General features: G+C 52.7%; 28 protein-coding genes and 1 tRNA gene. 15 read left to right on the top strand and 14 right to left on the bottom strand.

Features of this window, described 5'->3' with window-relative positions; translation table 11 throughout:
• The first annotated feature begins 10 nt into the window (after positions 1-10).
• Both ACWAU0_RS18120 and ACWAU0_RS18125 read left to right on the top strand, forming a co-directional pair.
• Entirely contained in the window at positions 11-2,689 is a 2,679-nt protein-coding gene (locus tag ACWAU0_RS18120) for a molybdopterin-dependent oxidoreductase (RefSeq protein ID WP_458137500.1), read from the top strand.
• Positions 2,690-2,708: 19 nt separating this feature from the next.
• The gene (locus ACWAU0_RS18125; protein ID WP_458137501.1) at positions 2,709-3,881 is read left to right on the top strand and encodes an EAL domain-containing protein; all 1,173 of its coding nucleotides are present in this window, start codon (positions 2,709-2,711) and stop codon (positions 3,879-3,881) included.
• A 258-nt stretch (positions 3,882-4,139) separates the two neighbouring features.
• Here the strand turns inward: ACWAU0_RS18125 and ACWAU0_RS18130 are convergent, their stop codons facing one another.
• Positions 4,140-5,126, bottom strand: a complete 987-nt coding sequence (locus tag ACWAU0_RS18130; protein ID WP_458137502.1) for an integron integrase — start codon at positions 5,124-5,126, stop codon at positions 4,140-4,142.
• Between the two features lie 191 nt (positions 5,127-5,317).
• Here ACWAU0_RS18130 and ACWAU0_RS18135 point away from each other — a divergent pair.
• The 6 genes from ACWAU0_RS18135 (at position 5,318) to ACWAU0_RS18160 (ending at position 8,360) form a co-directional block, all read left to right on the top strand.
• A tRNA-OTHER gene (locus tag ACWAU0_RS18135) sits at positions 5,318-5,416 on the top strand.
• A gap of 3 nt (positions 5,417-5,419) precedes the next feature.
• Positions 5,420-6,259 carry a hypothetical protein gene (locus tag ACWAU0_RS18140; protein ID WP_458137503.1) on the top strand — a complete coding sequence of 280 codons (840 nt, stop codon included), beginning with the start codon at positions 5,420-5,422 and terminating at the stop codon, positions 6,257-6,259.
• A 296-nt stretch (positions 6,260-6,555) separates the two neighbouring features.
• Positions 6,556-7,038 carry a hypothetical protein gene (locus tag ACWAU0_RS18145; protein WP_458137505.1) on the top strand — a complete coding sequence of 161 codons (483 nt, stop codon included), beginning with the start codon at positions 6,556-6,558 and terminating at the stop codon, positions 7,036-7,038.
• Between the two features lie 35 nt (positions 7,039-7,073).
• A complete protein-coding gene (locus ACWAU0_RS18150; RefSeq protein ID WP_458137506.1) occupies positions 7,074-7,331 on the top strand; it encodes a hypothetical protein in 258 nt (85 codons plus the stop codon).
• Positions 7,332-7,451: 120 nt separating this feature from the next.
• Positions 7,452-7,949, top strand: a complete 498-nt coding sequence (locus ACWAU0_RS18155; RefSeq protein WP_458137507.1) for a hypothetical protein — start codon at positions 7,452-7,454, stop codon at positions 7,947-7,949.
• Positions 7,950-8,066: 117 nt separating this feature from the next.
• Positions 8,067-8,360, top strand: a complete 294-nt coding sequence (locus tag ACWAU0_RS18160) for a hypothetical protein (RefSeq protein WP_415878130.1) — start codon at positions 8,067-8,069, stop codon at positions 8,358-8,360.
• 148 nt (positions 8,361-8,508) lie between these two features.
• Here the strand turns inward: ACWAU0_RS18160 and ACWAU0_RS18165 are convergent, their stop codons facing one another.
• A complete protein-coding gene (locus ACWAU0_RS18165; protein WP_129871393.1) occupies positions 8,509-9,258 on the bottom strand; it encodes an IS5 family transposase in 750 nt (249 codons plus the stop codon).
• A gap of 73 nt (positions 9,259-9,331) precedes the next feature.
• Here ACWAU0_RS18165 and ACWAU0_RS18170 point away from each other — a divergent pair, with 73 nt between their 5' ends.
• The 7 genes from ACWAU0_RS18170 (at position 9,332) to ACWAU0_RS18200 (ending at position 12,527) form a co-directional block, all read left to right on the top strand.
• Positions 9,332-9,556: a hypothetical protein gene (locus ACWAU0_RS18170; RefSeq protein WP_458137508.1), complete on the top strand. Its 225-nt coding sequence runs from the start codon at positions 9,332-9,334 to the stop codon at positions 9,554-9,556.
• An 84-nt stretch (positions 9,557-9,640) separates the two neighbouring features.
• On the top strand, positions 9,641-9,952 hold the full coding sequence (locus tag ACWAU0_RS18175; protein WP_458137509.1) for a hypothetical protein: 312 nt from the start codon (positions 9,641-9,643) through the stop codon (positions 9,950-9,952).
• 95 nt (positions 9,953-10,047) lie between these two features.
• Positions 10,048-10,320 (top strand): hypothetical protein, encoded by a 273-nt coding sequence (locus tag ACWAU0_RS18180; protein ID WP_458137510.1) that lies wholly within the window; start codon positions 10,048-10,050, stop codon positions 10,318-10,320.
• Between the two features lie 84 nt (positions 10,321-10,404).
• Positions 10,405-10,809 (top strand): hypothetical protein, encoded by a 405-nt coding sequence (locus ACWAU0_RS18185; protein ID WP_458137511.1) that lies wholly within the window; start codon positions 10,405-10,407, stop codon positions 10,807-10,809.
• A 95-nt stretch (positions 10,810-10,904) separates the two neighbouring features.
• Positions 10,905-11,300 (top strand): hypothetical protein, encoded by a 396-nt coding sequence (locus ACWAU0_RS18190; RefSeq protein WP_458137512.1) that lies wholly within the window; start codon positions 10,905-10,907, stop codon positions 11,298-11,300.
• A 73-nt stretch (positions 11,301-11,373) separates the two neighbouring features.
• On the top strand, positions 11,374-11,979 hold the full coding sequence (locus ACWAU0_RS18195) for a hypothetical protein (protein WP_458137513.1): 606 nt from the start codon (positions 11,374-11,376) through the stop codon (positions 11,977-11,979).
• 89 nt (positions 11,980-12,068) lie between these two features.
• Positions 12,069-12,527, top strand: coding sequence for a hypothetical protein (locus ACWAU0_RS18200; protein WP_458137514.1), 459 nt, complete (start codon positions 12,069-12,071; stop codon positions 12,525-12,527).
• A gap of 51 nt (positions 12,528-12,578) precedes the next feature.
• On the opposite strand, the gene ACWAU0_RS18205 is transcribed toward ACWAU0_RS18200, so the two are convergent.
• From ACWAU0_RS18205 to ACWAU0_RS18260, 12 genes are all read right to left on the bottom strand, one after another.
• Positions 12,579-13,544, bottom strand: coding sequence for an IS110 family RNA-guided transposase (locus ACWAU0_RS18205; protein WP_458137515.1), 966 nt, complete (start codon positions 13,542-13,544; stop codon positions 12,579-12,581).
• Between the two features lie 293 nt (positions 13,545-13,837).
• Positions 13,838-14,773 carry a vWA domain-containing protein gene (locus tag ACWAU0_RS18210; protein WP_458137516.1) on the bottom strand — a complete coding sequence of 312 codons (936 nt, stop codon included), beginning with the start codon at positions 14,771-14,773 and terminating at the stop codon, positions 13,838-13,840.
• A 36-nt stretch (positions 14,774-14,809) separates the two neighbouring features.
• Complete coding sequence (locus ACWAU0_RS18215; protein ID WP_458137517.1) at positions 14,810-15,373, bottom strand: MxaK protein; 564 nt, start codon at positions 15,371-15,373, stop codon at positions 14,810-14,812.
• A complete protein-coding gene (locus ACWAU0_RS18220; RefSeq protein ID WP_033156204.1) occupies positions 15,370-16,353 on the bottom strand; it encodes a vWA domain-containing protein in 984 nt (327 codons plus the stop codon). The genes ACWAU0_RS18215 and ACWAU0_RS18220 overlap by 4 nt, the downstream gene beginning before the upstream one ends.
• Positions 16,350-17,267, bottom strand: coding sequence for a hypothetical protein (locus ACWAU0_RS18225; RefSeq protein ID WP_051669851.1), 918 nt, complete (start codon positions 17,265-17,267; stop codon positions 16,350-16,352). Before ACWAU0_RS18225 ends, ACWAU0_RS18220 begins: the two co-directional genes overlap by 4 nt.
• Positions 17,264-18,118, bottom strand: coding sequence for a DUF58 domain-containing protein (locus ACWAU0_RS18230; RefSeq protein WP_033156203.1), 855 nt, complete (start codon positions 18,116-18,118; stop codon positions 17,264-17,266). The genes ACWAU0_RS18225 and ACWAU0_RS18230 overlap by 4 nt, the downstream gene beginning before the upstream one ends.
• A 16-nt stretch (positions 18,119-18,134) precedes the next feature.
• Entirely contained in the window at positions 18,135-18,761 is a 627-nt protein-coding gene (locus ACWAU0_RS18235; protein WP_033156202.1) for a hypothetical protein, read from the bottom strand.
• Between the two features lie 5 nt (positions 18,762-18,766).
• Complete coding sequence (locus ACWAU0_RS18240) at positions 18,767-19,786, bottom strand: AAA family ATPase (RefSeq protein WP_458137518.1); 1,020 nt, start codon at positions 19,784-19,786, stop codon at positions 18,767-18,769.
• A gap of 371 nt (positions 19,787-20,157) precedes the next feature.
• Positions 20,158-20,439, bottom strand: a complete 282-nt coding sequence (locus ACWAU0_RS18245; RefSeq protein ID WP_033156200.1) for a methanol dehydrogenase [cytochrome c] subunit — start codon at positions 20,437-20,439, stop codon at positions 20,158-20,160.
• A gap of 158 nt (positions 20,440-20,597) precedes the next feature.
• Positions 20,598-21,074: a cytochrome c(L), periplasmic gene (moxG, locus tag ACWAU0_RS18250; RefSeq protein WP_033156199.1), complete on the bottom strand. Its 477-nt coding sequence runs from the start codon at positions 21,072-21,074 to the stop codon at positions 20,598-20,600.
• Between the two features lie 14 nt (positions 21,075-21,088).
• The gene (gene moxJ, locus ACWAU0_RS18255) at positions 21,089-21,931 is read right to left on the bottom strand and encodes a methanol oxidation system protein MoxJ (RefSeq protein ID WP_033156198.1); all 843 of its coding nucleotides are present in this window, start codon (positions 21,929-21,931) and stop codon (positions 21,089-21,091) included.
• A gap of 146 nt (positions 21,932-22,077) precedes the next feature.
• Positions 22,078-23,886 carry a methanol/ethanol family PQQ-dependent dehydrogenase gene (locus ACWAU0_RS18260; RefSeq protein ID WP_033156197.1) on the bottom strand — a complete coding sequence of 603 codons (1,809 nt, stop codon included), beginning with the start codon at positions 23,884-23,886 and terminating at the stop codon, positions 22,078-22,080.
• Positions 23,887-23,929: the final 43 nt, after the last annotated feature.

Consider the following 23,929-nt stretch of genomic DNA (forward strand, 5'->3'; position numbering starts at 1 on the left):
TCCTTTACCCATGAACACCATCAAAACCACTTGTCCTTATTGTGGCGTCGGCTGCGGCATCGAAGCCACGATAGAAGACCACGCGACACACCGGGTCAGCATCAAAGGCGACAGTAAGCACCCGGCCAATTTCGGCAGACTTTGCTCCAAAGGCGCGACGCTGGGCGATACCGTGTCGCTGGAAAATCGCCTGCTCTATCCCAGCATTCAAGGGAAACAAGTCGATTGGGCGTCAGCTTTAGATCATGTCGCAGAACGCTTTAACACCATTATTGCGCAGCACGGCCCCGAAGCGGTGGCGTTTTATGTCTCAGGCCAATTGCTGACCGAGGATTACTACGTCGCTAACAAATTGATGAAAGGCTTCATCGGCACCGCTAATATCGATACCAATTCCCGTTTGTGCATGTCCTCGGCGGTAGTGGGCTACAAACGCGCGTTTGGCGCCGATACCGTGCCTTGCAATTACGAAGACCTGGAACTGGCCGAATTGATTTTACTGGTCGGCTCCAATGCCGCCTGGTGCCACCCGATTGCCTTTCAACGCATCCGCAAGGCTAAGGAAAACAACCCAAATTTAAAGATTGTGGTGATCGATCCGCGCAGCACGGCCAGTTGCGACATCGCCGATTTGCATCTGCCCGTTAAACCGGGCATGGATGCACTATTGTTCAACGGCATTTTGGCTTATTTAGCGCAAAACGGCCGGATCGATCAGACTTATATAGCCACGCATACCGAAGGTTTCGAAGCCGCATTGCAAGAAGCTGTGAAAACCGCCGGCAGTATCGAGCAGGTCGCCGCAGGCTGTGGCTTGCCTAGCGAAGCAGTCGCCACACTGTTCGACTGGTTTGCCGGCACCGAGAAAACCGTCACGGTTTATTCGCAGGGCATCAACCAGTCCAGCTCAGGTTCGGATAAATGCAATGCCATCATCAACTGCCACCTCGCCACTGGCCGCATCGGCAAACCGGGCATGGGACCGTTTTCCTTCACTGGTCAACCTAACGCGATGGGCGGCCGTGAAGTGGGCGGTTTAGCCAACACCTTGGCTGCGCATATGGACTTGGAAAACCCGGAACACGTCGATAGAGTCGGCCGCTTTTGGGGCATTGACAAAGTCGCCGACAAACAAGGTTTGAAGGCCGTAGCGATGTTCGACGCCATCGCCGCCGGCCAAATCAAGGCCGTGTGGATCATGGCGACCAATCCGGTCGTATCGATGCCTGACGCCGACAAAGTTAAACGTGCCTTGCAACAATGCGAATTGGTGGTGGTATCCGATTGTATCGCCAACACCGATACCGCCAAGTTGGCCCACGTGTTGCTACCGGCCACCGGCTGGAGCGAGAAAGACGGCACCGTCACCAATCTGGAGCGGCGCATCTCTCGGCAACGGCCCTTGTTTCCGGCCTCCGGCGAAGCCAAACACGACTGGTGGATCATCAGCCAAATCGGGCAACGCATGGGTTTTAAGGATGCCTTTGACTACCAATCCAGCGCCGATATTTTTCGCGAACACGCAGCGCTGTCGGCCTTCGAAAACGATGACGAGCATCAGTTACGCGATTTTAATTTATCGGCCTTTGTCCACTTGGACGGGCAAGGTTATGACGCGCTGCAACCAGTGCAATGGCCGGTCACCAACGAGCAAACCGCAGGCATAGCCAGAATGTTTACTGACGGCCAGTACTACACAAGCAATCGTAAAGCCCGCTTCATCCCGATTACCCCGCGTCCGCCTGTTAACGCGCCGGATAGCGATTATCCGTTTACGCTGAATACCGGCCGCCTGCGCGACCAATGGCACACGATGACCCGCACCAGTCTGGCCGCCAAATTAAACGCGCACCGCCCGGAACCTTTCGTCGAGATAAACCCCGCCGACGCTGAACGCCTCGGCTTAAGCGCGCGCAGTCTGGCGCAGATCCAAAGCCGGTGGGGCAGTATGCTGGCCCGCGTCGATCTCAATCCGGGGCAACAAATCGGCAGTCTGTTCGTACCTATGCACTGGACCGAACAACTCAGCAGCCACGGCCGCATGGGTGCCGTGGTCAATCCGGTGATCGATCCCTATTCCGGGCAACCGGAAAGCAAGCAAACACCGGCCACAATCCATGCCTGGCCGGCACGTTGGTATGCCACTATTTTGTCGCGCCGTCCCTTACAAATTGGCGGGGCCGAGTATCAAGTCAGTGTGCGCGGCGACCGCTATTTTCGTTACGAGTTAGCGTCTACCAAACCCGGCGAGGACTGGCGGGCCTGGAGCCGCGCGCTGCTCGCTGACACAAGACATATCGATGATGATAGCTGCTGGCTGGAATACAGCGACCATCAAGCCGGCTATTACCGTACCGCTTATTTACCGGATCGCGAATTACAAGCCTGTTTGTTCGTCGGACCGGATTGCGAGCTGCCCGAGCCTGGCTGGCTGGGCAGTTTATTCGCTAAAAATGAGTTGAGCCGAGCCGAGCGCCTGAGCTTGCTGAGCGGACTGCCGCCAAAAGGTGAAGCCGATATTGGCCGAATCGTCTGTTCGTGTTTCAATGTGGGCGAAAAAACCATCCGACACGCGGTGCAAACCCAGCAACTGCAAAGCGTCGCCGACATCAGCGCCTGTTTGAGCGCCGGTAGCGGTTGCGGTTCCTGCGTCGCGGAGTTGAAGGAGTTTTTACCCAAACCCAGTTAAATTGATAGCCCAAGGGACGATGCCAGCTAAAACACAGTTATTTCCGTATTTCCAACCCATTATTTCGGTGGCCAGCGGCAAAATCATCGGCTACGAAGCCCTGGCCCGCCAATACGACGACAAAGGCAAAGTGGTGTCCGCCGGTGCCCTGTTCTCTTCCGCCGAGGTCGATGCCAAAACCCGCATCGAGCTGGACAGGCAGGTGCGCTGGCAAGCCCTGGAAAAGTTCTCGGCCTTGGCCGATACGCAAAGCTATCTGGCGCTGAATATTTCCGCGGCCTGGATAGAAAATCTGCGCCAATTAAACACGCTGCCCACGTTACGGATGTTGGACGAGTTGAATATCGACCGGCGGCGCATCATCGTGGAAATTTCCAATGCGCATGTCGATCCGCAGAAGTTAAAACAAATCGTGCAGCGCTACCGCAAACACGGCTTGAGTGTGGCTATCGGCGATTTCGGCGCCGGCGCCTCGCAGCTGGAACGGGTGATCGCCATTCAACCCGACATCATCAAAATCGACATGCGGCTGTTCAAACTGGCCACCAAGGGCGGCATCGCCGGCGACATCATTCATATGATTTCGCGGCTGGGTAAACGCACCGGCTGCCGGATTATTTGTGAAGGCGTGGAATCGGACGAAGCGTTTTTATTTAGTTTGAACTGCGGCGCGCAATTCATGCAGGGGTTTTTGTTTGCCAAAGCCGAAGCCGATTTTCAGCATGCCGGGCTTTACGAACAACACATCGCCTCATTGCGCACCAAATTTTTGAAAAACACACTGGTTAAGGTGCAAAAGAAAGTCAGCGCCATTAACACCACCAAGACCCTAATTTACAAGCTGGCCGAAACCTTGCAGGACGACTTTAACTTGAATGAACTGGTCAGCTGGAACTTTACCGATAGCGGCGTGATACGGTTTTATTTGTGCAACAACCACGGCGACCAGGTTTCGCCGGATTTCAATTTCAAAGAAAACCAATGGTTTACCGATCCACGCAAGATCGGTTTTAACTGGTCCTGGCGTCCCTATTTCTTTCAATTACTGGCCTTGGAAAACTGCGGCGACCGCAACCGCATCGTCACTTCCGAGCGCTACATGGATTTTGAAACCAGCTTGCTGTGTAAAACCCTGTCTTTACGCCTGGATAGCGAGCGGATTTTGTTGGTGGATACCGTGGCGGGCGATTGATTTACCTTACATCGGGTACATTCAAACAAACCGCGAAAGTCCCACGGGAGTTTTTTCAACGCCATTACTGGCGTGGCTTTGAACTGATTTAGAACTTCCCAATTTTTTGAATCCAATGGGACAGGTCTTAAAATATACCAAAGTCTTTCATAGTTGCATGATTGCAAGATCTAACCCTATTCTCCTCTCCGAACAAGCAGCGCTCGGCTAAATCGAAAATAGTGTTCAAGTTTTCTCCTAAATCGTCACACTGACCAATCAAATAGCCAAATCATCCAGCGGACTGATGACGCCCTGCCCACCCTGATTCAAAACATGGGTATAAATCATCGTCGTTTCCAGCTCACTATGCCCCAGTAACGCCTGAATGGTTCGAATATCCGTACCACGTTGCAACAGATGTGTGGCAAAAGAATGCCGAAAGGTGTGCGCGGAAACCCGTTTGGCAATACCGGCTTGCCGAACCGCAGCCTTGATAGCCTTATTCACCAACGATTGATCGATATGATGGCGTCGAGTCTCGCCGGACAAGGGATCGACCGATAAGGAACGTGTTGGAAACACATATTGCCAGCCCCACTCTCGCTCGGCATTGGGATACTTTTTAGCCAAGGCATAAGGCAAATACACCGCGCCGAAACCATCAGCCAAATCCTGTTCGTGAATCGCCTTGACCTTTTCCAAATGATTTTGTAATAAAGGCATCAGGCTTGCAGAAAACGTGGTGACCCTATCCTTGTCGCCTTTGCCGGAACGTACGGTAATCTGCTTATAGCCGAATTCGACATCCTGCACCCGCAACCGGACAGCCTCGGTAATCCGCAAACCACTGCCGTATAAAAGCTTGACCACCAACTGCGCCACGCCTTCCACGCGCGGCAAAACCTGCTTGACCTCGTCTATCGTCAACACCACCGGCACATGGCGACTGGTTTTGGAACGGATAGCCTCGATGCGCTGGGGCACCGGCATATTCAGCACCTGTTTGTATAAAAACACCAATGCATTCATCGCCTGATTTTGGGTGGCCGATGCCACCTTGTGCTCTGTCGCCAGATAGCTTAAAAACGCTTCTATCTTGGCCTCGCTGTTTTCAAACAGCCCAGCTCGCTCATCCAGTTGATGAAACTTCACGAACTGCTTGATCCACTCGGAATACGTACGTTCGGTATGCAGCGAATAATGCTTGAGCCGCATGACGCGGCGAACATCTTCCAGCAAGGTCGGCGATTTTGAACTTGACATAAAAGTGTTAACAGCTATAGTCAGGCGAAAATATATTATATAGGCAAATTTGCCTGAATTTATGGCTAATATCAGATTATAAAGGCACATTTGCCCGGTTCGGGAGTTATCAGGGCAAAAACGCCTGAAAAGACCGGCAATATTAACTTATCAGGCAGATTTGCCTGATAATCAATAGTTAGCCAACATATGCACCAGTCGTCTCATGGGTTAAGACGTTCCCCTTCATTAGGGCCGCGTGGCCTTCCTCAGAGGGAAAGACGCAAGTTCGAATCTTGCTTGGTGCACCAAATATGAAAAAAACACTAGCCCGAATTCAGTTCAAAAAACATTTTGGTCAGGCCAACCATCACCTGATAACTTCCCTTGTCGCACTCCATACCTTAGAAAAGAGCCACGTAGTTGAGGCGCCCGCTGAACTTCACACTGCATGGAGTCCAAAGGATAAAAATGCCTCAGTTATACGTAGCCGGAACTTTGTCCTCCAGTCATTCTTGGGTTGGGCTGTAGATTCCATTGATATGTATTTAGGCCTTCTCAACCGAAACCCAAATTATCTTCAAAACTCATCGCTATCTAACAAACTCGATGGCGCAGGGCGATCAGTACTGAAAAAGATGATTATTTATTCTGACCACTACAAGATTACAGAGACCACTCAAGCACTAATTGATGTGCTGATAACTTGGCGCAATAACGTATTTCACGAACTGGCAGATAACAAGCTTCGCGCTGAGAGCAGAAAAACACTATCAAATAAGAGCACTGAGATTGCTGAAATCTACAGAGGATTAGATGTCAGCCAGTTGGCAGAAAAGGCTGAAAAGGGAGCATCGCTAACGTTCAAGGAAACTGCTTCACTCATAAATGCGGCAGATCACTTTGTGCAGGAGTTAGACGAGAAAATATTGAACACCTTTGATGCCATCGAATTCTGTAAAGAAGCCATTCAGGATGCGTTGAACAACAAAGACCAGCCTACGGGATTTGCAGCAAAGTATCTAGGCTTGACCGAGGAACAGCGCTTCAGATTTCTTCGCAATTGGTTCATGAATGAATTTGGCTTTGATGAGCCAAGAGACGACATCCTCAAGAATTGTGTTTGTATTCACAGGAACGCAGATGTTGGCTAACCCAGCATTCAAGCGGGACGCGCTGAAGCGCGCCCCTTAATTTAACGTTATGTTGCATCATGACCAAGCGCAGAAAATTATTCACATGGCTTGGGTTATTTCTTTCGTTACTAGCTGCTGGTTACGCAGGTGTGAGCTTTATTTTCTACCCGTGGCTAAGTGCTGCGGAACCCGAGCGTTGGCCACCTGAGCGAGCTGGGGTTTGGGCATTCGGTGCATTAGCACTCGCAATTATTTTTTGGGCTTGTTCGTTTATTGCATCGTCAGCCTGATCCGAGAAGCTAACCGGAGATATCGTGAATCACAGTAAACAACATAACCCGGCGCTCAAAGGGACGCTCCGCTTCGCTGCGCGCCCCTTAGCTCAGCGTTATTTAGCCATGAACGGTTTCTGGATCACCACGAAACAACCCTCAGCCGTCGTGCGGCGGCTCTTGGAATCGCATCCGACGGAGGTGGAGGTTCGCGTTGATCGGAAGCGGTACAGCGACAGCGATCTGCCGTGGTTGCTCAAGCAATGGTGTACCAACCGAAATATCCGATCTACGAACACTTTCGAGATCAAACATCGCGGTGAACCGGTGTTCGGCTTCCACGACGACATCAACGAAGCTTGGGCGACGGAATCAGAGCGCGAAACGGTTGAACAATTGGTGCGCGAACGAGTCGTCCGGGTGCGGCTGATCGCTGGCCAAATAACCCACCATTGCAGTGTACCGAGGCCGCGTCGCGTCATCTCGTGGATTCGAAGTCTGCTGGGGTACGGCCCCAGCCACTGAATGGTTATCCGTTATAAAGCAGCGCCTGAAGATATATGGATGGGATACAAGTTCTAATCAAAGTAATAAATAAACTTCTACCGCATAAACTGGCGGCGCTTGTAGTAGCTTTTTCCGTTTGGATATTTGGATTCAGATTTTTAATCAAAAAACACGGTCAGCGGCTTGAATCTGAAAACAAGGAATTCACAGAAAACATACAACTACACCAAGTGAACGCCAAAGAGTGGCTTGTTTTCACTGTGTTTTTAATATCAGCATTTGGACTATTAGTAATTGCTGCAAATTTGTAAATTGCCTTATAACAACCACATCAACATGGAAAAAATAAAGCTACGTTCGCTATCGCTCGCTCCACTTTATTTTTCCAGTTATGTGGAGCGTTGGGCCCAAAGAAAGGAGTGTGGGTGTAAATGAAACTTGTAGTTCTTGTTTTAAGCCTTTTGTTACTCGGGTCGTGGCTTTTATTGTCATACGTCTTGTTTGGTCAAGTCCACATTTCTTGGCTGAAGCTTGCCCTCCCGAAAACAACCGCAGAGTTTGGTGATTCTATCGGCATTCTCAACGGGCTATTCTCCGCGCTTGCAGTAGTTCTTGCGTTGGTTGCAGTCCTCTTACAAGGAAAAGAGCTTCGGGCATCCACTGAGGCCCAGAATGACCAAGCAAATGCTTTGCGAGCTCAGCTGATACATCAGGAGAAAATTAATAGTGAGCAACTTAAGCGCTCACAAACTATGCTTGATCAGCTTCAGCAACAACAGATAGCAAACCGAGCAATCATTCTCCAGGCACAACAGCAATATCATGCCTCGGAGGTAGCTAGAATGGATGCTCTCCTTGAAAAATTGGAGGGCAACCACGAGAAGGCCGATCTTTTTAATAACAGTGTTTCAAGCATCTTAATAATCTGAAAAATATTCAGAAACAGTTTCAAGAAATTTAATGACAAACTGCACAACCCGGCGCTCCACCCGACCAAAAACCGCTACGTGGTTTTCGTCGGGTGAGCTTGTCGTTAGAGCGCATCAATGAAATTCGAAGCCCTCCCAGTCCATGACGCGGTCCTTGCCGCGATCTATATCAGCTGGGAAGCAGACCGTTGCGATCTGCGAATTCATCCCGTGGGGACAACTTCGCACTTGTTGGTGTTCGAAGGATTCACCGCCCTGGAATTTCCGAAGCAAGAGCCGTGGGGGCCGTCATCCTCGATCAATGCTGTTCGCGAGCCGAAGCAGGGTCAATTCGAGGTCGAACTTCAGTCCGGCGACGTTCTGCGAGTTCTGGCTAAATGCTGGTCTTATCGCCCGGAGGTCTCGCAGTGACATGCTCTAACGTTGGCTTTCCCGCCCCCACTTACTGGTGGTGGGCCATGCGCTCTAACCCTGCGGTTCACACGGACTCCGCGCCTGCGGCGCTCCGCCGGTGACCTCCACGTTATGCATCACCTAATTATTAGGGGCTGTTGCCGTTTCACATCGGTAACCAGATAAATGCACAAGCCAGGGCGATAGCACCTTCAAAATTGCGTTTTAGTTTGTCATATCGGGTGGCAATAGCTCTAAAATGTTTCAGTCGCGCAAATACGTTTTCAACGAGGTGGCGATATTTATAGAGACACCAGTCCATTTCCTCATTCCCGACTATTGAATTTTGTTTTCTTGGGATGATGGGGACTGTGCCTTGGTCTCGAATTTGAATCCGTAACGGCTCGCTGTCATACCCTTTGTCTGCAATCATGTAGCCCGCCTGGGGGAGTTTGGCCACAAATTCCGGCGCTTCTTTGCAGTCATGTACTTCGCCCCCCGTAATCGAAAACTGGATGGGAAGTCCACCGGCATCAACCGCCATATGGATTTTGGTCGTGTTGCCTGCGACCGATTTCCCGATGGCTGTTGGATTTTCATGGGCGCCGCCGCTACTGTGTTGATGGGCTTTAATAATGCTGCCATCAATAAATAGCCATTCCAAATCAGGCTCAATCACTAGCGCTTGAAAGATACCCCTCAGCTTTTCTTGCAGTGACCAGGCATTGAAGCGCTTGTACACGGCATTCCACTTGCCAAAAGCGACGGGCAAGTCTCGCCAAGGGCAGCCAACACGCAAGCGATAAAAAATCCCTTCGACCGTTTGCCGAAGACCGGGTTTGTCGTAAATGCTGAAACTCAACATAATCGTTTTTAGCTTTTCCCAGTGGGTATCTGTAAGCAGTTGGCGTGGCATTCGCTAGTTATCGTTTGATTGAAAACTCAATCAATATGGCTCGCCAATCGATTTTCAAAGGGATTATGACAAAATGGCAACAGCCCCTAGTGTTTGTACCAATTTTGGCATTTTTTTATACGCTTACAAAAAATTGGCCTTCCCTTACCTCCATGAAGCCCAGCGCATGGAAAATGCACCGCACATATTTAGCTATGTTCTTTTAGCTTTTATTTTTAGCTCAATTCTATTTTTTTTAGTTCAGCGCTTGCTAACCAAAAAAATGCATAACAAAGCAATCAAACGGATGGATTTTTAAGTTGCTCTTTTGCCATTCCGCTTCGCTCCATTTTATGGCAAAAGTGCAACTTAAAAACCACCGTTTATCGCAACGTTAGCTGACATGAACTCACGATTGAGTGCTGAGACAAAACGTCGCATTGATGCTCTCTTTGCCCCAAGTCAAAGAGACGATGTGGCGCGTCTGCTTCAGGACGAATGCGGGAATAATCTTCCGATGCTTGAAAACTTCGATGAAGTTCAACTTGAAAGATTTCGCTTCGCCGCTCTAAAGCTGAGCACAGGGAGCCTCCCGAAACTACACGACGCGGTGCGTTTAGCGAAGGTGGACTGGCGTGATCTACTTGTCGCCGCAGAGTTCGAGAATGACATCAATGCACATAAACAGTGGTTCCCCAATAATGCAGCCAGCTAACCCTGCGCTCAAGTTCGCTCCCTCCGGTCGCTGGGACGCGCCTTCTGCGCGCCCCTTAGCTGCATGTTAGGCACTACAAATCTTCTGGAGCCACTATGTCACGCCCATTTCTAGGCCGATCAGCCATCGTAGATATCATCAAAGACAAAGAGCGCACGAATGCCATTCAAAAGCGTGAAGGACTGACGAATCATCCGGTGCGCTTTACGGTATGTGGTTGCCCAGATCCGAACTGTGGTGGCTGGCATACCATTGAAATGAATCGAACCGTTCCATCGTCTGGTGAGTGCGAGGCACTTCTCAAAGCGGACAACGTCGAGCGTAAGTCCAAGAAGCCTCACAAAGGTAAGGGACCGACAAGTGACTAACATGGCGCTCAACCTCGCTCCCTTCGGTCACTGGACGCTGCGCGATAAAGCCGCGCAGCGCCGGTTAGCTCTACGTTAGCAGTCATGACACTTGACCTGAGCACATCTCAAGAACTTCAACTGCGCCTTGATCCAGTTGCGTCCGAGGATAGATTTCCTTCTGTTGCGTTCGATGTCGAAGCCAAATTCACTATGCCATTTCAGCAGACCACCATTTCCATCAAAGAGTGTTGGTTTTCGCATGCCGACCTCAATAGGTTTGAGGAAGAGCTGGGCAATCTGTGCCGGCAAGAAACGGGTACCGCCGTTCTTCTCAATATGAGCGGGGACCCAATTGTTGCCGTGGAACGATGTAATCAAGAAATCACAACCCGAGTTCAAGCCACTGACACCGTAGGTATCGGCAAAGTTGTTCTTGAGGTCACCGGGTATCCCAGCGAAGTACCGGTCATGCTAGAGAAAGTTCGGGAGTATCCCAAGTGGTGGTGATCCGACTGCTAACCCATCAATCCACCGGACGCTGCGCGATGAAGCCGCGCAACGCCGGTGATTTCAAACGTTATGCATTTTAAGTAGGAGGAAGCATGAGCCCGCTTTGGAGAATCATCGGTCTAGGAGTTATTGCTGTTCTGGTGTTTGACACCACTGCCTCGTTTGCTGCCTTAGCAGTGGGGTTCCCATATGCATATGCTTCGATAGGCTCGTTTGTAATCTATACCCTGGTCGGCTACTTCGCGTTTCGCCGATGCGGACTCTTTCGCGCCATCGGAGCTGCTGTCCTAGTGGAGCTAGTTGATGCAACACTGGGCTGGTTTATCTCTTGGCAAATCGGCCCCGGTGCACTCCCAGAAGATCAAGTAACAACATCCATCGTCGCTACCACCTTGGTGTTGGTTCTTGTTTTCGCTGTTGCTTGCTCGATTATTGGTTCTACAGTCGCCCGTGTGGCGCATGGTCCTCGCCAGAAAACCAATGCATAACACGTCGCTCAAAGGGACGCTCTGCTACGCTGCGCGCCCCTTAGCTTTGCGTTAGCCCTTTCAGGTTCATTCTATGAATATGCCATTCGAGTTCTGTGCGCTTAGATTCCTTCTGCAATGGGAGCGGAGCGAGAAGAGCCTACATCGCGAGATGAAGGGAACACCAAGCATTGCGGATATACGAAAGTCTCTGAGATATTTTCAAGTAGCGAGAAACTTTTCTGGCCTCAAAGACGATGGCCGCGCTCAAATGGTTTCACAAGCGCTGGGGTCAATTGATTTGGAAAGCGACCTTACGCCAGAGCAAAAGGTGGACAGGCTCGCACGTCGCTTCAAACGCGATTTCAATCAATTTAACCTGTCAGCCGCATCCAAGCTATTCTGGCTTAAACACAAGAGGCCATACATCATTTATGATTCGCGAGCTGTTAGTGCGCTTAAAGAGCTTGGTCACACATTTGACAAACGAAACTACGCTGCATACTGCAAGTCATGGCGCGAACAATATCGACTGGATCGGGACAACATCAAGACCGCTGCCTCAAGGCTTATTGAGATTCGTGGCTTCCTTCCTGCTTGGCACGTGGACGAAGAAACGATGTCAAAACTGACTCGTCAACCTTGGTTTCTTGAGAGGGTTTTCGACATTTACCTATGGGAGGCAGGCGGTGAGAGCTAACCCGGCGCTCAACCTCGCTCCCTTCGGTCGCTGGACGCTGCGCGATAAAGCCGCGCAGCGCCGGTTAGCTCTACGTTATGCCTCAACACATGGATGACGCACAAATAGGGTGTCTGGTGGCGGAATTGGAGACCACCAAAACGAGCGAAGAAGAGGCTGCATGGGAGCAACTCAGGCCCCTTGGGCCTAGAGTGTTGCCATTCTTACTAGAGTTCTACCCAAGAATGAAGAAATGGCAAGGCAGAGTTTCACTGGTATTCCATGCCATACCTTATGCGAGAGACTACGACGACGCAATTCAGTTAGGGATCAAAGCCACGAAAGACAAGGCCACAGTCGTGCGCTATCGCGCCTGTATGTTGCTTGCGTATTCGTTGAAGAACGATGCGCTGCCTCATCTACAGGCGCTGCTGAACCACAGTGACACGAAAACCGTGGACGATGCAAAGGCCGCTATAGATGCGATTGAACGCAAGAACCACAACTACTTCGTTGACCGGCAGCATTCTGGAAAGATGTTTTGGACCGTTGGTGATAATGCTGCATAACATGGCGCTCAACCTCGCTCCTTTCAGCCCGCGTAGATACTGTTATCCAAGTCAAGCCAAATGCACAGCCGAATCGAAAGGTTTTGCGGATTTCAAGACACCGAATGCCACATGAATCAATTTACGCATCATGGCCCCGATAATCAGTTTATTGGGCTTACCAGCACCGGCTAATCGTCCACGGAATTGTTTACCCCAGGCTGTTTTATAAAGAGTCACCATGGCAGGCATATAGAGCGCTTTGCGCAGGAAGGCATGGCCTATTTTGGAGAGCCTGGGTTTGCCCTTGATACTACTACCCGATTCGTATTGCCTAGGATCGAGTCCGGCAAAGGCTGCGGCTTGTCGGCTATTGGCGAAGCGCGAGGTATCGGCGTAGAACGCTAGGATAATAGCGCTGGTGCGCTCGCCAATGCCGGGGATGCTGTCGAGTAATTCGCGCTGTTGCTTGAGATCGGGATGGCGATCAATGTGATCGTTGATGGCGTCGATCAATTGTTGGATCGCAGTATCCAGCCAATTCAGATGCTGTTGAATGTCCTCACGCACGGCCTCGCGCGCCACTAGCAAGCGGTTGTTTTCCTGGGTGCGCATGGTTTGTAAGGCGTCCAGCCGTAATACTAGTGCGCGCAGTGTGACTCCCGCCTCGCTACGGGGCTGCCAAGCAGGCGGTTGGCGCTCGGCGCAGAAATCGGCGATGAGTTTAGCATCGACCGTATCGGTTTTGCTGCGGGTGAGCCGTGAAGCGCCATAGGCCTTAATTTGTGCTGGATTGACGACGCTCACGGTGAAACCAGCGGTTGCCAGATGCTGAGCAACGTCTTCCCAATAAATGCCGGTCGCTTCCATGCAGACATGAGGCGATTGGGCCTTTTGAGCGGCCAACCACGTCAACAACGTCGCGAAGCCGTCGAGAGTATTGGGAATGACTTTGGCGCGAAACTTACCGCTGGGCAAGCGCAACGCGCAGTCCAGCTTGGCTTTAGCAACATCGATACCGAGATAAAAATGGGACATGAAAACCTCAAATGATCTACCTTGTGAATGCAGGCTGCCGGAAACCGGGCCGAAGAGACTGTTCGATCGTTGATCGAGGGTGGGTCGCTGCTGCAAAGATCTACGCCGGGGATTTCGAAATCCAAGCTCCGATACGGCATCCAGCGACCCAAACCTGAGGTGCCCCTCAGGTGTGTTTTCATGGTTTATTATCCTTTGAAAAGCACGCTTGGATAATACAAGCTCCGAATAGCGAAGCGTATTCGGAGGAATGAAGACTTTAAATTCGTCCGATTACGTTTCACTAAACGGACCTACGGCCTAACATACACCGCCGCGAACAACAATAAGGCTAGGCCGGCATAACGCCAACCGGTATCGACATTCTGTTTGCCAGGCTTGGCAAACTCGGCTTGTTGCAGCGCTTGATCCAGACTGTCGGTATCGGTCAGATGCCGATACTGCAAACCGCTCTCGGCGACCAACTGGCGCAGATAGCTTTCGTGCAGCCGGCTCATATGTTCGTCACCGCTTGCCGCCTCGCTGCCGAATGGCGCATTACGGGCGTTGTAGCCCTGGATTTTCTCGGGGTTCAAGTCCGATTCGCCAAACGAAGAACGATGCGGCACGTCTTCGGGTTTGTAAAAGCCCTGGCGTTGGCCCTTGGCGTCGAACTTGGGGATGGGCGACAGTTGTTCGCCGCCGACGCCGACGATCACACCTTTTACCTTATCTTTAACTGGCGACAGATCGGGTTTGTAACGCGGATTGGGCGGGGGTGCCTCCTGGCCGTCGCTAAAAAACACCAGGGTCTGATCTTTATCTTTCAACATTTCCAGCGTACTCAGCAAGCCACTGGCGATGCGGCTGTCGGCGGCCCAGGCCATGCGCCAATCCAGCGCCGCAATCGCTGCGTCTATCTCGGCAAATCCCGAACACACGTCTATCGGTTCGAACAGCAACGTCGAGTGGCGTTCGGTAAACACCCCCAAGCCGACTTGCGAACCACAAGGCAGTTTCAACAACTCTTGGCGCAACGCCTGTTTGACAAACTGCAAGCGGCTGACCGGCTGTTTATCCAGCTGATAGTCTTCGGTGTTCATGCTGCGGGTAATGTCGACAACAAACACCAGCCGGTACAGTGACACTTGCGCGCTGGTTTGCGGATGGAAAAACACTACCGACAAGGACAGCAAGGCCGCGGTCAGCAACCAGAAACGGTAATTCCTAAGATTGGGGGCGATAGTCATATAGCGAAATTATCGGTCGGGAAGATAAGCGCCAATTTAGGGCAAGCCACGCGGAAAGCCCGGCAAGGTGGTCCACAGTTGGGTCTGTTGATTAAGATCATCCTGCTCGTCGCCGCTGCTGATTCTGTCCATCTCCGGCAACAGCCGCATCGCCACTTCCAGATTGTACTTGGCATCCCAAAACTGACTGTCCAGCGTCAATGCATCGCGATAGGCGTGCTTGGCCAACCCCAGCAGCGGCATCGCTTCGTTGACATTGCCCGTTTCGGCTTTCTGCATCGCTTGCCTTAGATACAGATTACCCAGATTGTAACGGGTGTGCGCCTGTGCCTCTGCGCCGGCTTGCTGCAACAACAAATTCAGCGTTGCCAAGGCTTCGTCGTAGCGTTGGTGCCGGCTGAGATACACCGCTCTGGCCATACGTACTTCCGGCGCCGAGGTGGCCAATTCGTCTGCGCCGACATCCTGATCGGCCAGTAATTGGCCGATCAGCCGATTTTGGCCGGCTAGGCCATACAGTTGCAGCAATTGCGTCAGAGTCACTAATAAAGCTGCTGCCAATATGGCCCACAGCGCCCAGTGTTTTAACTTACGGATCACAGTCTGGCCTCGCAGAGTTTCACGCCCAACAATAACAACATCAGCGCCGCCGCAAAGGCATAACAGCGCGTGGATAAATCCTGCTTCGGAATCCGCTCGAAATAATGCAAAGGCCGATTCTCCAAGCGGTTGATGTCGTCAATGGCCTGCTGCAATGCACCGGGCGTTTCGGCTTCGTAGGCTTGATAGGGAATATGCAGACTGTTAAAGAACAGATGCAGATAACGTTCCGGCATGGCCTGAGCATTATCGTCGCGCGGGTCGTCGGGCACTTCAAACAAGCCAGGGCTGTTGGCGGTGCGCAGAAACACCCAATACAAACTGACTTGGCGTTGTTTGAACAACTCGCGCAAGGCCGCTTCGCTGTCCGGATCGATTACCGCCGCGCCGTCCGACACCAGCAACACGATGCGCGAACCGGTCACCGGCCGGCTATCGAAGAACTCCAAAGCCATGCTCAAGCCTTTGCTGACGTTGGTATAAGCCAAGGCCGGCAAGGCGGTGGCGTCTATCGCAGCATGAATCGCGGCTTTGTTTTCAGTGAGCGGTAGCACGAATAGCGGCGAAGTACTGTATTCGGCGATGCCGATCAAATCGTGCGCTCGGTGATCGACAAACTGATTCAACAAGCGGCGGGCGGCGTTGGCTTTGGATTCCTCGCCTTGGGTTTCCGGCGTCTTGCCGGCGAAGGTGTTGTCCATACTGTTACTGCGATCCAACAGCATAACGATGTGTGCGCCGTGGCCGATGCGCTCCACTTGCTGTTCTTGCTGATAGGCACCGGCCAAGCCCAGAATCAACCCGCCTATCGCCAGCACGCCCAGCAAGCGGATCAAGGCGCTGATAGCCAGCGATAGTGGGTCGACAGGCAATATCGCCAGCCAGGGATAGGGGTTGGCGACCATTCCCATTCTCCACATCGGCAACAGGCATAAGCCCAAACCGAGCAAGACCCAAGGATACTCAAAGCCCAAATTCATCGGCTGCCTCGCTCGATTTCCCGGCAATGCAGGCACAGGGTTTTGAGTTTTTGCAGATCGTGTTCTTGCGGCATTATCGAAGCGTCACCGAAAAAGTAACGATTGGAATAATCGAAAAACCAAGTCAATTCGTCAGCGATGCTGCGATATTCCGGGTGGCCCTGATAAAACTCGGCCAATTTGTGCAAAAACACCGGCTTACCGTGAAGACCGTTAAACGCCGTATGCACTGCGGCAAGTGCTTGCGGTAATTGTTGAAGGCCAAGGTTTTGCAACTGACGCTGCGCGCGCTTGAATACGCTGCGTTTCGGTAGTCCCGGTAAATAACCGTAAAGCCAAGCCAAACGCAAAGCGATGCCCAGCGCCACCGTCAGCGACACGCATAAGCGCCGGACAATTGCCGCGTCATCCAACAAGCTCGGCGCTTGGTCCGGGCGCATGTATTCGCCGTGTTCATCCTGCCTGACCACCAACTCCCGCAATGGCGAGGTCGTGAAGGTCCAGGCCGCGACCGGCTGTTCCAGAGTTTGCCCGTGCTGCTGAAAGCGCAAGGTAAAACCGGGTATGCTCAAGGCTTTCACTTCCAGCGGTGCGTAAAATTGCTGATATTGCAGATCGATTTGATAGCGCTTGCCGTCATTGCCGGCCGTTTCCTGCACAGTCACCGCGTTCAGTTGTAACCAGCGATTCAAACGGCCCGGCGCCGGCAGGCTATTGCGCTCCAAGATCATACCGGCGCGCGTTTCCAGCACAATCCGCTGCGGGATGGTATCGCCGATCACATAACCGAACGGCCGCGGCGTTTGCAGTTGAAAGTCGCGGAGTGCTTGGTTAGACGTGCCGGAGCACGCCGCCAGCAGCGTGACGCATACCCATACCCAAGCACAACCAAGCCGCTTTGCCGCCAACGTCACCCTGCTCTCCTTAAAAAATATTGCCCCAGCTGCTCGGCGCGGTAGCCGTTGTCGATAAACAGCGGCTCACAGCCCGAGGCCCGAAACTGCTGTTGCAATTGCTCCCGGCGCTGGGCAAATGCCTGTTCTATCTTGCGCTTCAAACCTGGACGCAACCACAGCGTGCTGCGCTTGCCGGATTCCAGATCCTGAATTTGAAACAGGCCCCAATCCGGTAAGCGGCTGTATTCGGTTTGGTCCCACAGCACCAGCGGTATCAGGTCGTGGCGACGCAAGTTCTGTAAAATGGCTTGCAGCTGCGGCAACGGAAAATGAAAATCCGACGCCAGAAACACCAAGGCTCGATGCTTGGGTAGATAGCGTTGGGCTTGCTGCAAACCGGCCGAACCGGGTTGCAGGTCGAGTGTTTCCAGGCGTTTTGCTGTCGATTGAATCCGACCTAGGTGTTTACCAGCCGGCAAATAACAGTCGGTGAGCACCTGCTGGTTAGCCGCAATAAACCCGATGTTGTCGCCGTATTCCAAGGCCGATGCGGCAATCGATAACAGCATATCGGCCATTACACGGCGCTTGTCGTTATTGCCGCCGAAACGCATGGAAGCAGACAAATCGGCCAGCAAATACACGTCGATAGCACTGTGTTGTTGCTGCACCCGCACTTGATAATTTCCGAACGGGTCGAGCAGGCTGGCCCGCAGATCGATGCGTCTGGGGTCCGGACGGGCGATCAAGGTGTCATGGCGCTTGAACAATTGGCCGTTGCCGACCATCTGTCCGGGGTGCGCGCCGGGAAATACACCGACTGCCGGGCGTGGCAGGCGGTATTGGAAAGGCTTTATCGTGGCCGACATCGTTTTAGCGAGTACCTTATTGGCTGACAACCAAATTCGCCAGCACGGCCGTCACGACCAGGTATCCGGGCAGGGAAAATCTCAGCGGCACCCTCATCAATAAGGCCACCACGCCTGAGTAAGTTTTCGGATTGCGGCTATGGATGGCTTCGCCGAACAGCCATAGCAGGGAGTTCAACAGGCATAAGGCCAGGATAGTGAAAAAACCGACATCGCTGAACAAAAACGATTTGTTAGCCAGCAGCGAAATGCGCTCGCTAGTATCGATAAAATTGGCGGTCAAAATCCCTATCATCAGGCCGCCCTCGTCGAAGGCCACCAAAAAAAACGTGTAGGTAAACCGCCGCAAGCGCCGGCTGAACTCCGTCAAGGCGGGAAAATGCAGCGATAGATATAACACCGGCAGGCTCAGACAAAACAGTAAAGTGCCGACCACCGCTAATAAAATCCAGAACTTAAAGCCCACCGCGTCGTTCAAGGCGCTGGTGTAATACGCGGCGTAAGGGACGTCGGCATGTTTATCCAAGCTACTGGCGATAAACGAGCAGATAAAGCCGACACCGGACCAAGTTAAATAGGTGTCCAATAAGTGGCCAAGGCCAGCATGCGGCAGCATGGCCTGCAGAATCGATTTAATGTTCATGACTGTTACGGTGCGGCGATTTGGTTGAGTATGCTGTCTATCAAGGTGGGAATAATGTCGTCTTGGCGATAGCTGTACATCGGATTCAGGAATATCCGGTGCGACATGGTGACGGCGAAAACCGCCTGCAAATCTTCCGGCAACAGGCTGTCGCGATTTTCCAGCCAGGCCCGGACTTTGGCGGCACGTATCATGTAGCTGACGCCGCGCGGACTGGCACCGGCCTGCAGCAGGTTATCCATGTCCACATCGGCTAAAGCGATGCCGAATGCGCCGGGATCGGCGGTGGCTTTCCATAAATCCAAGGCGTATTGGCGCAAAGCGGCGCTGGGCTGGATGCTGTCTTGAATCGCCGCCGCCCAGTCGTTGAGCTGGTAATAAGGTATTTGGCTGGCGGCCATTTCCCCGATCAAGGTATCGACATCGTGGTAACGCGGATTGAACAGCAAATCGTCCAACACCTTGTCGTCACTGGGTGCGGTGATGTTGATTTCCATAAAGAAGCGGTCGCGAGCGGCCGCCGGCAATTCAAAGGTTTCTTCTTTTTCCACCCGATTGCGATCGGCAAATACCTGAATGTGCGGTATCCGGTATTCGCGGTTGAACGCGCCGATACTGCGCTCGGCCATCACCCGCAACAGCAGCGAATGCACTTGCGGCCGAGCCCGGTTGATTTCGTTAAAAAAGAACACCGATAACTGTTCGCCCTGCTTCAACAAAGGGCCGGGATCGACGCAGGGCCGGCCTTCTTGATTTAAATAGGTGTAATAGATCAAGTCGGCAGGCATTAAGTCGATGGTGCCTTCGATACGCTGGTAGTGTCCGCCCAGACCTTGGGCGATGGCCCGCAATAAGGTGGTTTTGCCGACGCCGACTTGGCCTTCCAGCAACATATGGCCGCGGGCGAATACGGCTATCAGCAGATTTCTTACCGCCGCCTGCTGGCCGACGACGACATGGTTGATTTGTTGTTCCAACTGCAACGCACTGGCGCGCCAGTCGCTGAGGGTTTGCTTGCTTGTCATAGCTAATTGAGCGCTGTTGATTAAAGCCAATACCGCAAAAAGAACTCCGGTGCTCGGTTGCCATGCCGCCGATTGCTGACATACGCGCCGCTGATAACGGGCCGTCGTGATCTAAGCGGCATAGCAACGGCCCGGAGCCGTGAGGTTTCGTTTAGAAGCTGTTTAAAGGCTACTGCACTCGCGAAGTTCTTAAACAGCTTGCATGGGTTGAGCGTGCCGTTGCCCTGGGCATTCCCTGGTCTTCGCTTCGGCAGAATAATCTTCGATTCCCTCCGCATCATTAGTTACCGCCATCCCTGGCGGCGTCCTAAGGGTTCTATCCTCGTGGTCACTGTCGGCTTGCGCACTGCGCATCCCGACCCACCCGTTGCTTATTGGCCTTCGACGTCGTAAACAAACTTGCCGGTTTTCGCCAGCACTTCAGTACGTTTGGCGTTGCGGGCTTCCATTTCCTTGATCGATTGCGCTTGTTTGTTCAGCTCGTTGGGATCGTGTTTCGGGTCGTATTTGCTGCCCGCCACTTGCGCCGGATAACCCGGTTTCGGTTCCCAGCAGTTGCCGGCTTCTTTGCATTTGGTGCCGTCGTAGGCTTTTGCCGCGCCGGACAGGCCAAAAGCCAGCAGTACCGCGCCTAACATTACTAATTTGTTCATGTTGATCTCCTAATAAATTGTTGGATAACCCTCACCCTGCCCTCTCCCCTGGGGAGAGGGTTCAATACCTACTTCCAAGGCAAACTCAAGCCGCCTGGAGTTAGCTGTATAGTGGCTTTATGCCCTCTCCCTCCGGGAGAGGGCTAGGGTGAGGGCGTTTATTTCAACCACTCGGCTTTCTTCGGATCGCCTTTGTAAATGCTGCGCAAGAAAGCCATGATGTGCAGCATGTCGTCGGTGCTGAAGTTGACGTATTGCGGGCCCATCATGCCGTTGGCACCGCCGAACAGGATTTCGAACAAGCCCTGGTCGCTCAGGCCGCGCGGATAAGTCCAGTAGTCGTCGGCCAAACCGGGGCCAAGCTTGCCTTCCGCTTCATGGCCGTGGCAGCCCGAGCAACCGGTCATGTACAAGCTCTCGCCTTTCTTGGCTGCCTCGGCATCGCCGTTGTAAGGGTTTTTGCCGGTTTGCATAAATTGCTTGAATTTGTCGGTGTTACCGCCTTTTTTGGCAAAACTCAAATCCAGCGCTTCCCCGGTCAAGGCATGGCGCAGGGTGATGTCGGCCTGGACAGCACTTGCCGCCAGCGCTGACATTGACAGCACGGCGCCAGTCAAAAATGTTTTCAATTTCATTCAAGGTTTCCTGTTTAGTTCATGGACACGGCGGTTTCAGGTTGATCCAGCAACGGAATGCCTTCCGCTTCCAGCAACGCTTCGATATTGTCCTGCCCGTCTTTGATGATTTTGTTCAATTGCCCCAGCAAAGCGCTGTCGTTCTTACGCACGCCAATGGAAGTGCTGTAATGCAAACCCACTTTTTCGCCGTCGGCGCGCTTGGCGTTGTCCGGAATGACCGTCATCGTCAGCGGCGTGGCCGATGTCTTCACGTAGCGGGCCGCGGCGGGTCCCCACAAGATGGCGATTTCCGCTTTGCCGGAAGCCACTTCGTTGACCAATTTATCGTTGTCGTACTTGACGTACTGGTTACGTTTGGACTTGAAGCCGGCCAACTCTTGTTGGTAATTGAACATATCGTTGTAACGGCCGATAGCCCGCAGCATGGTTTCGGCTGGAGAGCCCGGTGCGAAAGCAATCCGCTGGGCTTGCTTCAAGGCCGGGCTATCCCAGTTCTGCAAGTCCAACCCATCTTTTTCGCGGCTGATAAACACGTAGCCGGACCGGTAGTAAGGTGCCGTGGTCAACAAACGCGGGTCGCCGGCATCGACGCCCATTACCACGTCGCACAAGCCTTTATCCAGGTAATCGCGGATAAAGTAGCGCGGATCTGTCCAGCTGACGGTTTCCAATTTGCGGCCCAGTTGTTCGGCCACATACTGCGCCAATTTGTTTTCAAAGCCTTCGCCGTTTTTATTGGAGTAAGGCATTTCGTTTTCAGCCGTGCAGACTTTTAAAACCGGCTGTTCGGCTTGAACTGTGGAAAAACCAAAGCCCAATGCCAACGCAGCCACAATGCGTGTGCTTGTTTTCATAGTGATTCTAGGAATTAAGTAGACTCGTTGCCTCGTTCCCACGCGCTGCGCGGGAACGCCTTAGTAGCCGCGCTGCGGCAGATCATCGCCACCGCAGCGCGGTTAACCTGAATTCCCACGCAGCGCGTGGGAACCAGGAAAGCTTTCTACAACGCGAACACCATCACGCCGCCGCCCATTTGGGTGTAGTGCGCCAACTCTTTAAACGCACCCACTGCACCCAGACCGGCAGTCGGATCGGCCAAGTCGAATACCAGACCTACGCCAGGCCAGCCGCCGACACCGTAATAAATCGCAACGTACTGTTTGTTGTTGTGTTTATAAGTGATCGGATGGCCGATGACGCCGGAAGGCAGCTTAAACTTCCACAGCTCTTCGCCGGTTTTGGAATGACGGGCTTTGATGTAGCCGTCCAAAGTGCCGTAGAACACCAAGTCGCCGGCTGTGGCTGTGGTACCGCCCCAGACCGCGAATTTCTCCTGAACTTCCCATTCCATTTTGCCGGTGACGGCATTCATGGCTTTGACTTGACCCAAAGTGCCTTTCGGACCCGGATACATGTTCAAGGTCGCGCCGACGAAGAACTGGCCGGCCCGGTAAGGCAGCATGAACGGTTCCCAGTCCATGCAGATATGGTTGGTGCCCATGAAGAACAGTTTCTTATTCGGATCGTAAGACTCGATACCTTGGTTGTGGTAACCCATCGCCGACGGGCAGATACCGGTGGCTTGGTGGTCCATGTGTGTCGAATATTCCGGATCGCGGATCGGCAGACCGGTTTTCAGATCGACTTTTTTCACCCAGTTGACGGTGTCGTCGATTTTGAAGGCATTGACCAAGCTGCCGTTTTCGCGGTTCAAGGTATACACCAAACCGTTGCGGTCCGGATGCGTCAGCAGTTTGGTCATTTTGCCGTCGACCATTTGCTCGGACAGACCCATGTAGTTAACGCCGGCGTAGTCCCACTCGTCGTGCGGGGTTTTTTGGTAACCAAATTTGGCTTCGCCAGTGTTGACGTCGCGGCCCCAGATGGTCATGGTCCATTTGTTGTCGCCGGGACGCATGGTTTCGTTCCAAGGTGCTGGGTTGCCGGAACCGTAGTACAACATTTCCAGGTCGCTGTCATAGGCATACCAACCCCAGTTGGTGCCACCGCCGATTTTCCAGGCGTCGCCTTCCCAGGTTTTCAGACCCAAACCGAACTGACCGTAATGCGGGTTAGCGCTGTTGAAGTCTTTGGATAATTTGATGTCTTCATCCGGACCGGTGGCGTAAACGCGCCAGGCTTGCTTGCCATCCTTGATGTTATAAGCGGTGGCGTAACCGCGCACCCCCAACTCGGCACCGGAGGTGCCGACGATGACTTTGTCTTTCACCACGAACGGGGCGACGGTCAACGTCGAACCCATGGCGATGTCGGAGTTTTCCATTTTCCATAGTACTTCGCCGGTCTTGGCGTTAATCGCCACCACATGGCCATCCAGCTGGTTTAAGAAAATAGTAGCAGGGTAATCTTTGCCGGCCGGCGCATAGGCCAAGCCCCGATTGACCACGTCACAGCAGGCTACCGCGCGAGCCGCCGGATTTTGCTTGGGCTTGAACTGCCAGAGGATTTTATCGGGCTCATCCAGGCTGATGGCGAAGACGTTGTTAGGATATGGCGTATGGACGTACATAATGCCATCAACAACCAGAGGCCCACCTTCATGACCGTTGAGCACGCCCGTGGAAAACGACCACGCCACTTTCAGATTTTTGACGTTGTTGGCGTTGATGTCGATCATTTCGCTGAAATGAGTCGAACCGTAATCCTTGGTCTGCATCACCCAGTTGGTGTTTTGCTTGGCTAGTTGTTCCAGTTCTTTATTCGCTTGCGCCGATGACGACACGGCCAAGGCCGCAGCCGTGACTAAGGCCGTGGTCGATACCTGCTTGGCAAACCGTGAAATTTGCATGAATCCTCCTATGTTGTTTATTAGGTTGCATGGCCCGGCAAAT

The sequence above is a fragment of the Methylomonas sp. Uni0009 genome, from assembly GCF_054188105.3.

Bases quoted from the DNA above. Each gene is read 5' to 3' on its own strand.
- ACWAU0_RS18220 (WP_033156204.1), bottom strand. From the start codon at position 16,353: ATGAATTTGGGCTTTGAGTATCCTTGGGTCTTGCTCGGTTTGGGCTTA.
- ACWAU0_RS18260 (WP_033156197.1), bottom strand. From the start codon at position 23,886: ATGCAAATTTCACGGTTTGCCAAGCAGGTATCGACCACGGCCTTAGTC.
- ACWAU0_RS18160 (WP_415878130.1), top strand. From the start codon at position 8,067: ATGAAATTCGAAGCCCTCCCAGTCCATGACGCGGTCCTTGCCGCGATC.
- ACWAU0_RS18205 (WP_458137515.1), bottom strand. From the start codon at position 13,544: ATGTCCCATTTTTATCTCGGTATCGATGTTGCTAAAGCCAAGCTGGAC.
- moxJ (WP_033156198.1), bottom strand. From the start codon at position 21,931: ATGAAAACAAGCACACGCATTGTGGCTGCGTTGGCATTGGGCTTTGGT.
- ACWAU0_RS18195 (WP_458137513.1), top strand. From the start codon at position 11,374: ATGAATATGCCATTCGAGTTCTGTGCGCTTAGATTCCTTCTGCAATGG.
- ACWAU0_RS18120 (WP_458137500.1), top strand. From the start codon at position 11: ATGAACACCATCAAAACCACTTGTCCTTATTGTGGCGTCGGCTGCGGC.
- moxG (WP_033156199.1), bottom strand. From the start codon at position 21,074: ATGAAATTGAAAACATTTTTGACTGGCGCCGTGCTGTCAATGTCAGCG.
- ACWAU0_RS18180 (WP_458137510.1), top strand. From the start codon at position 10,048: ATGTCACGCCCATTTCTAGGCCGATCAGCCATCGTAGATATCATCAAA.
- ACWAU0_RS18170 (WP_458137508.1), top strand. From the start codon at position 9,332: ATGGCAACAGCCCCTAGTGTTTGTACCAATTTTGGCATTTTTTTATAC.
- ACWAU0_RS18155 (WP_458137507.1), top strand. From the start codon at position 7,452: ATGAAACTTGTAGTTCTTGTTTTAAGCCTTTTGTTACTCGGGTCGTGG.
- ACWAU0_RS18140 (WP_458137503.1), top strand. From the start codon at position 5,420: ATGAAAAAAACACTAGCCCGAATTCAGTTCAAAAAACATTTTGGTCAG.
- ACWAU0_RS18235 (WP_033156202.1), bottom strand. From the start codon at position 18,761: ATGAACATTAAATCGATTCTGCAGGCCATGCTGCCGCATGCTGGCCTT.
- ACWAU0_RS18200 (WP_458137514.1), top strand. From the start codon at position 12,069: ATGGATGACGCACAAATAGGGTGTCTGGTGGCGGAATTGGAGACCACC.
- ACWAU0_RS18190 (WP_458137512.1), top strand. From the start codon at position 10,905: ATGAGCCCGCTTTGGAGAATCATCGGTCTAGGAGTTATTGCTGTTCTG.
- ACWAU0_RS18240 (WP_458137518.1), bottom strand. From the start codon at position 19,786: ATGACAAGCAAGCAAACCCTCAGCGACTGGCGCGCCAGTGCGTTGCAG.
- ACWAU0_RS18245 (WP_033156200.1), bottom strand. From the start codon at position 20,439: ATGAACAAATTAGTAATGTTAGGCGCGGTACTGCTGGCTTTTGGCCTG.
- ACWAU0_RS18185 (WP_458137511.1), top strand. From the start codon at position 10,405: ATGACACTTGACCTGAGCACATCTCAAGAACTTCAACTGCGCCTTGAT.
- ACWAU0_RS18130 (WP_458137502.1), bottom strand. From the start codon at position 5,126: ATGTCAAGTTCAAAATCGCCGACCTTGCTGGAAGATGTTCGCCGCGTC.
- ACWAU0_RS18210 (WP_458137516.1), bottom strand. From the start codon at position 14,773: ATGACTATCGCCCCCAATCTTAGGAATTACCGTTTCTGGTTGCTGACC.
- ACWAU0_RS18150 (WP_458137506.1), top strand. From the start codon at position 7,074: ATGGATGGGATACAAGTTCTAATCAAAGTAATAAATAAACTTCTACCG.
- ACWAU0_RS18165 (WP_129871393.1), bottom strand. From the start codon at position 9,258: ATGCCACGCCAACTGCTTACAGATACCCACTGGGAAAAGCTAAAAACG.
- ACWAU0_RS18230 (WP_033156203.1), bottom strand. From the start codon at position 18,118: ATGTCGGCCACGATAAAGCCTTTCCAATACCGCCTGCCACGCCCGGCA.
- ACWAU0_RS18175 (WP_458137509.1), top strand. From the start codon at position 9,641: ATGAACTCACGATTGAGTGCTGAGACAAAACGTCGCATTGATGCTCTC.
- ACWAU0_RS18125 (WP_458137501.1), top strand. From the start codon at position 2,709: ATGCCAGCTAAAACACAGTTATTTCCGTATTTCCAACCCATTATTTCG.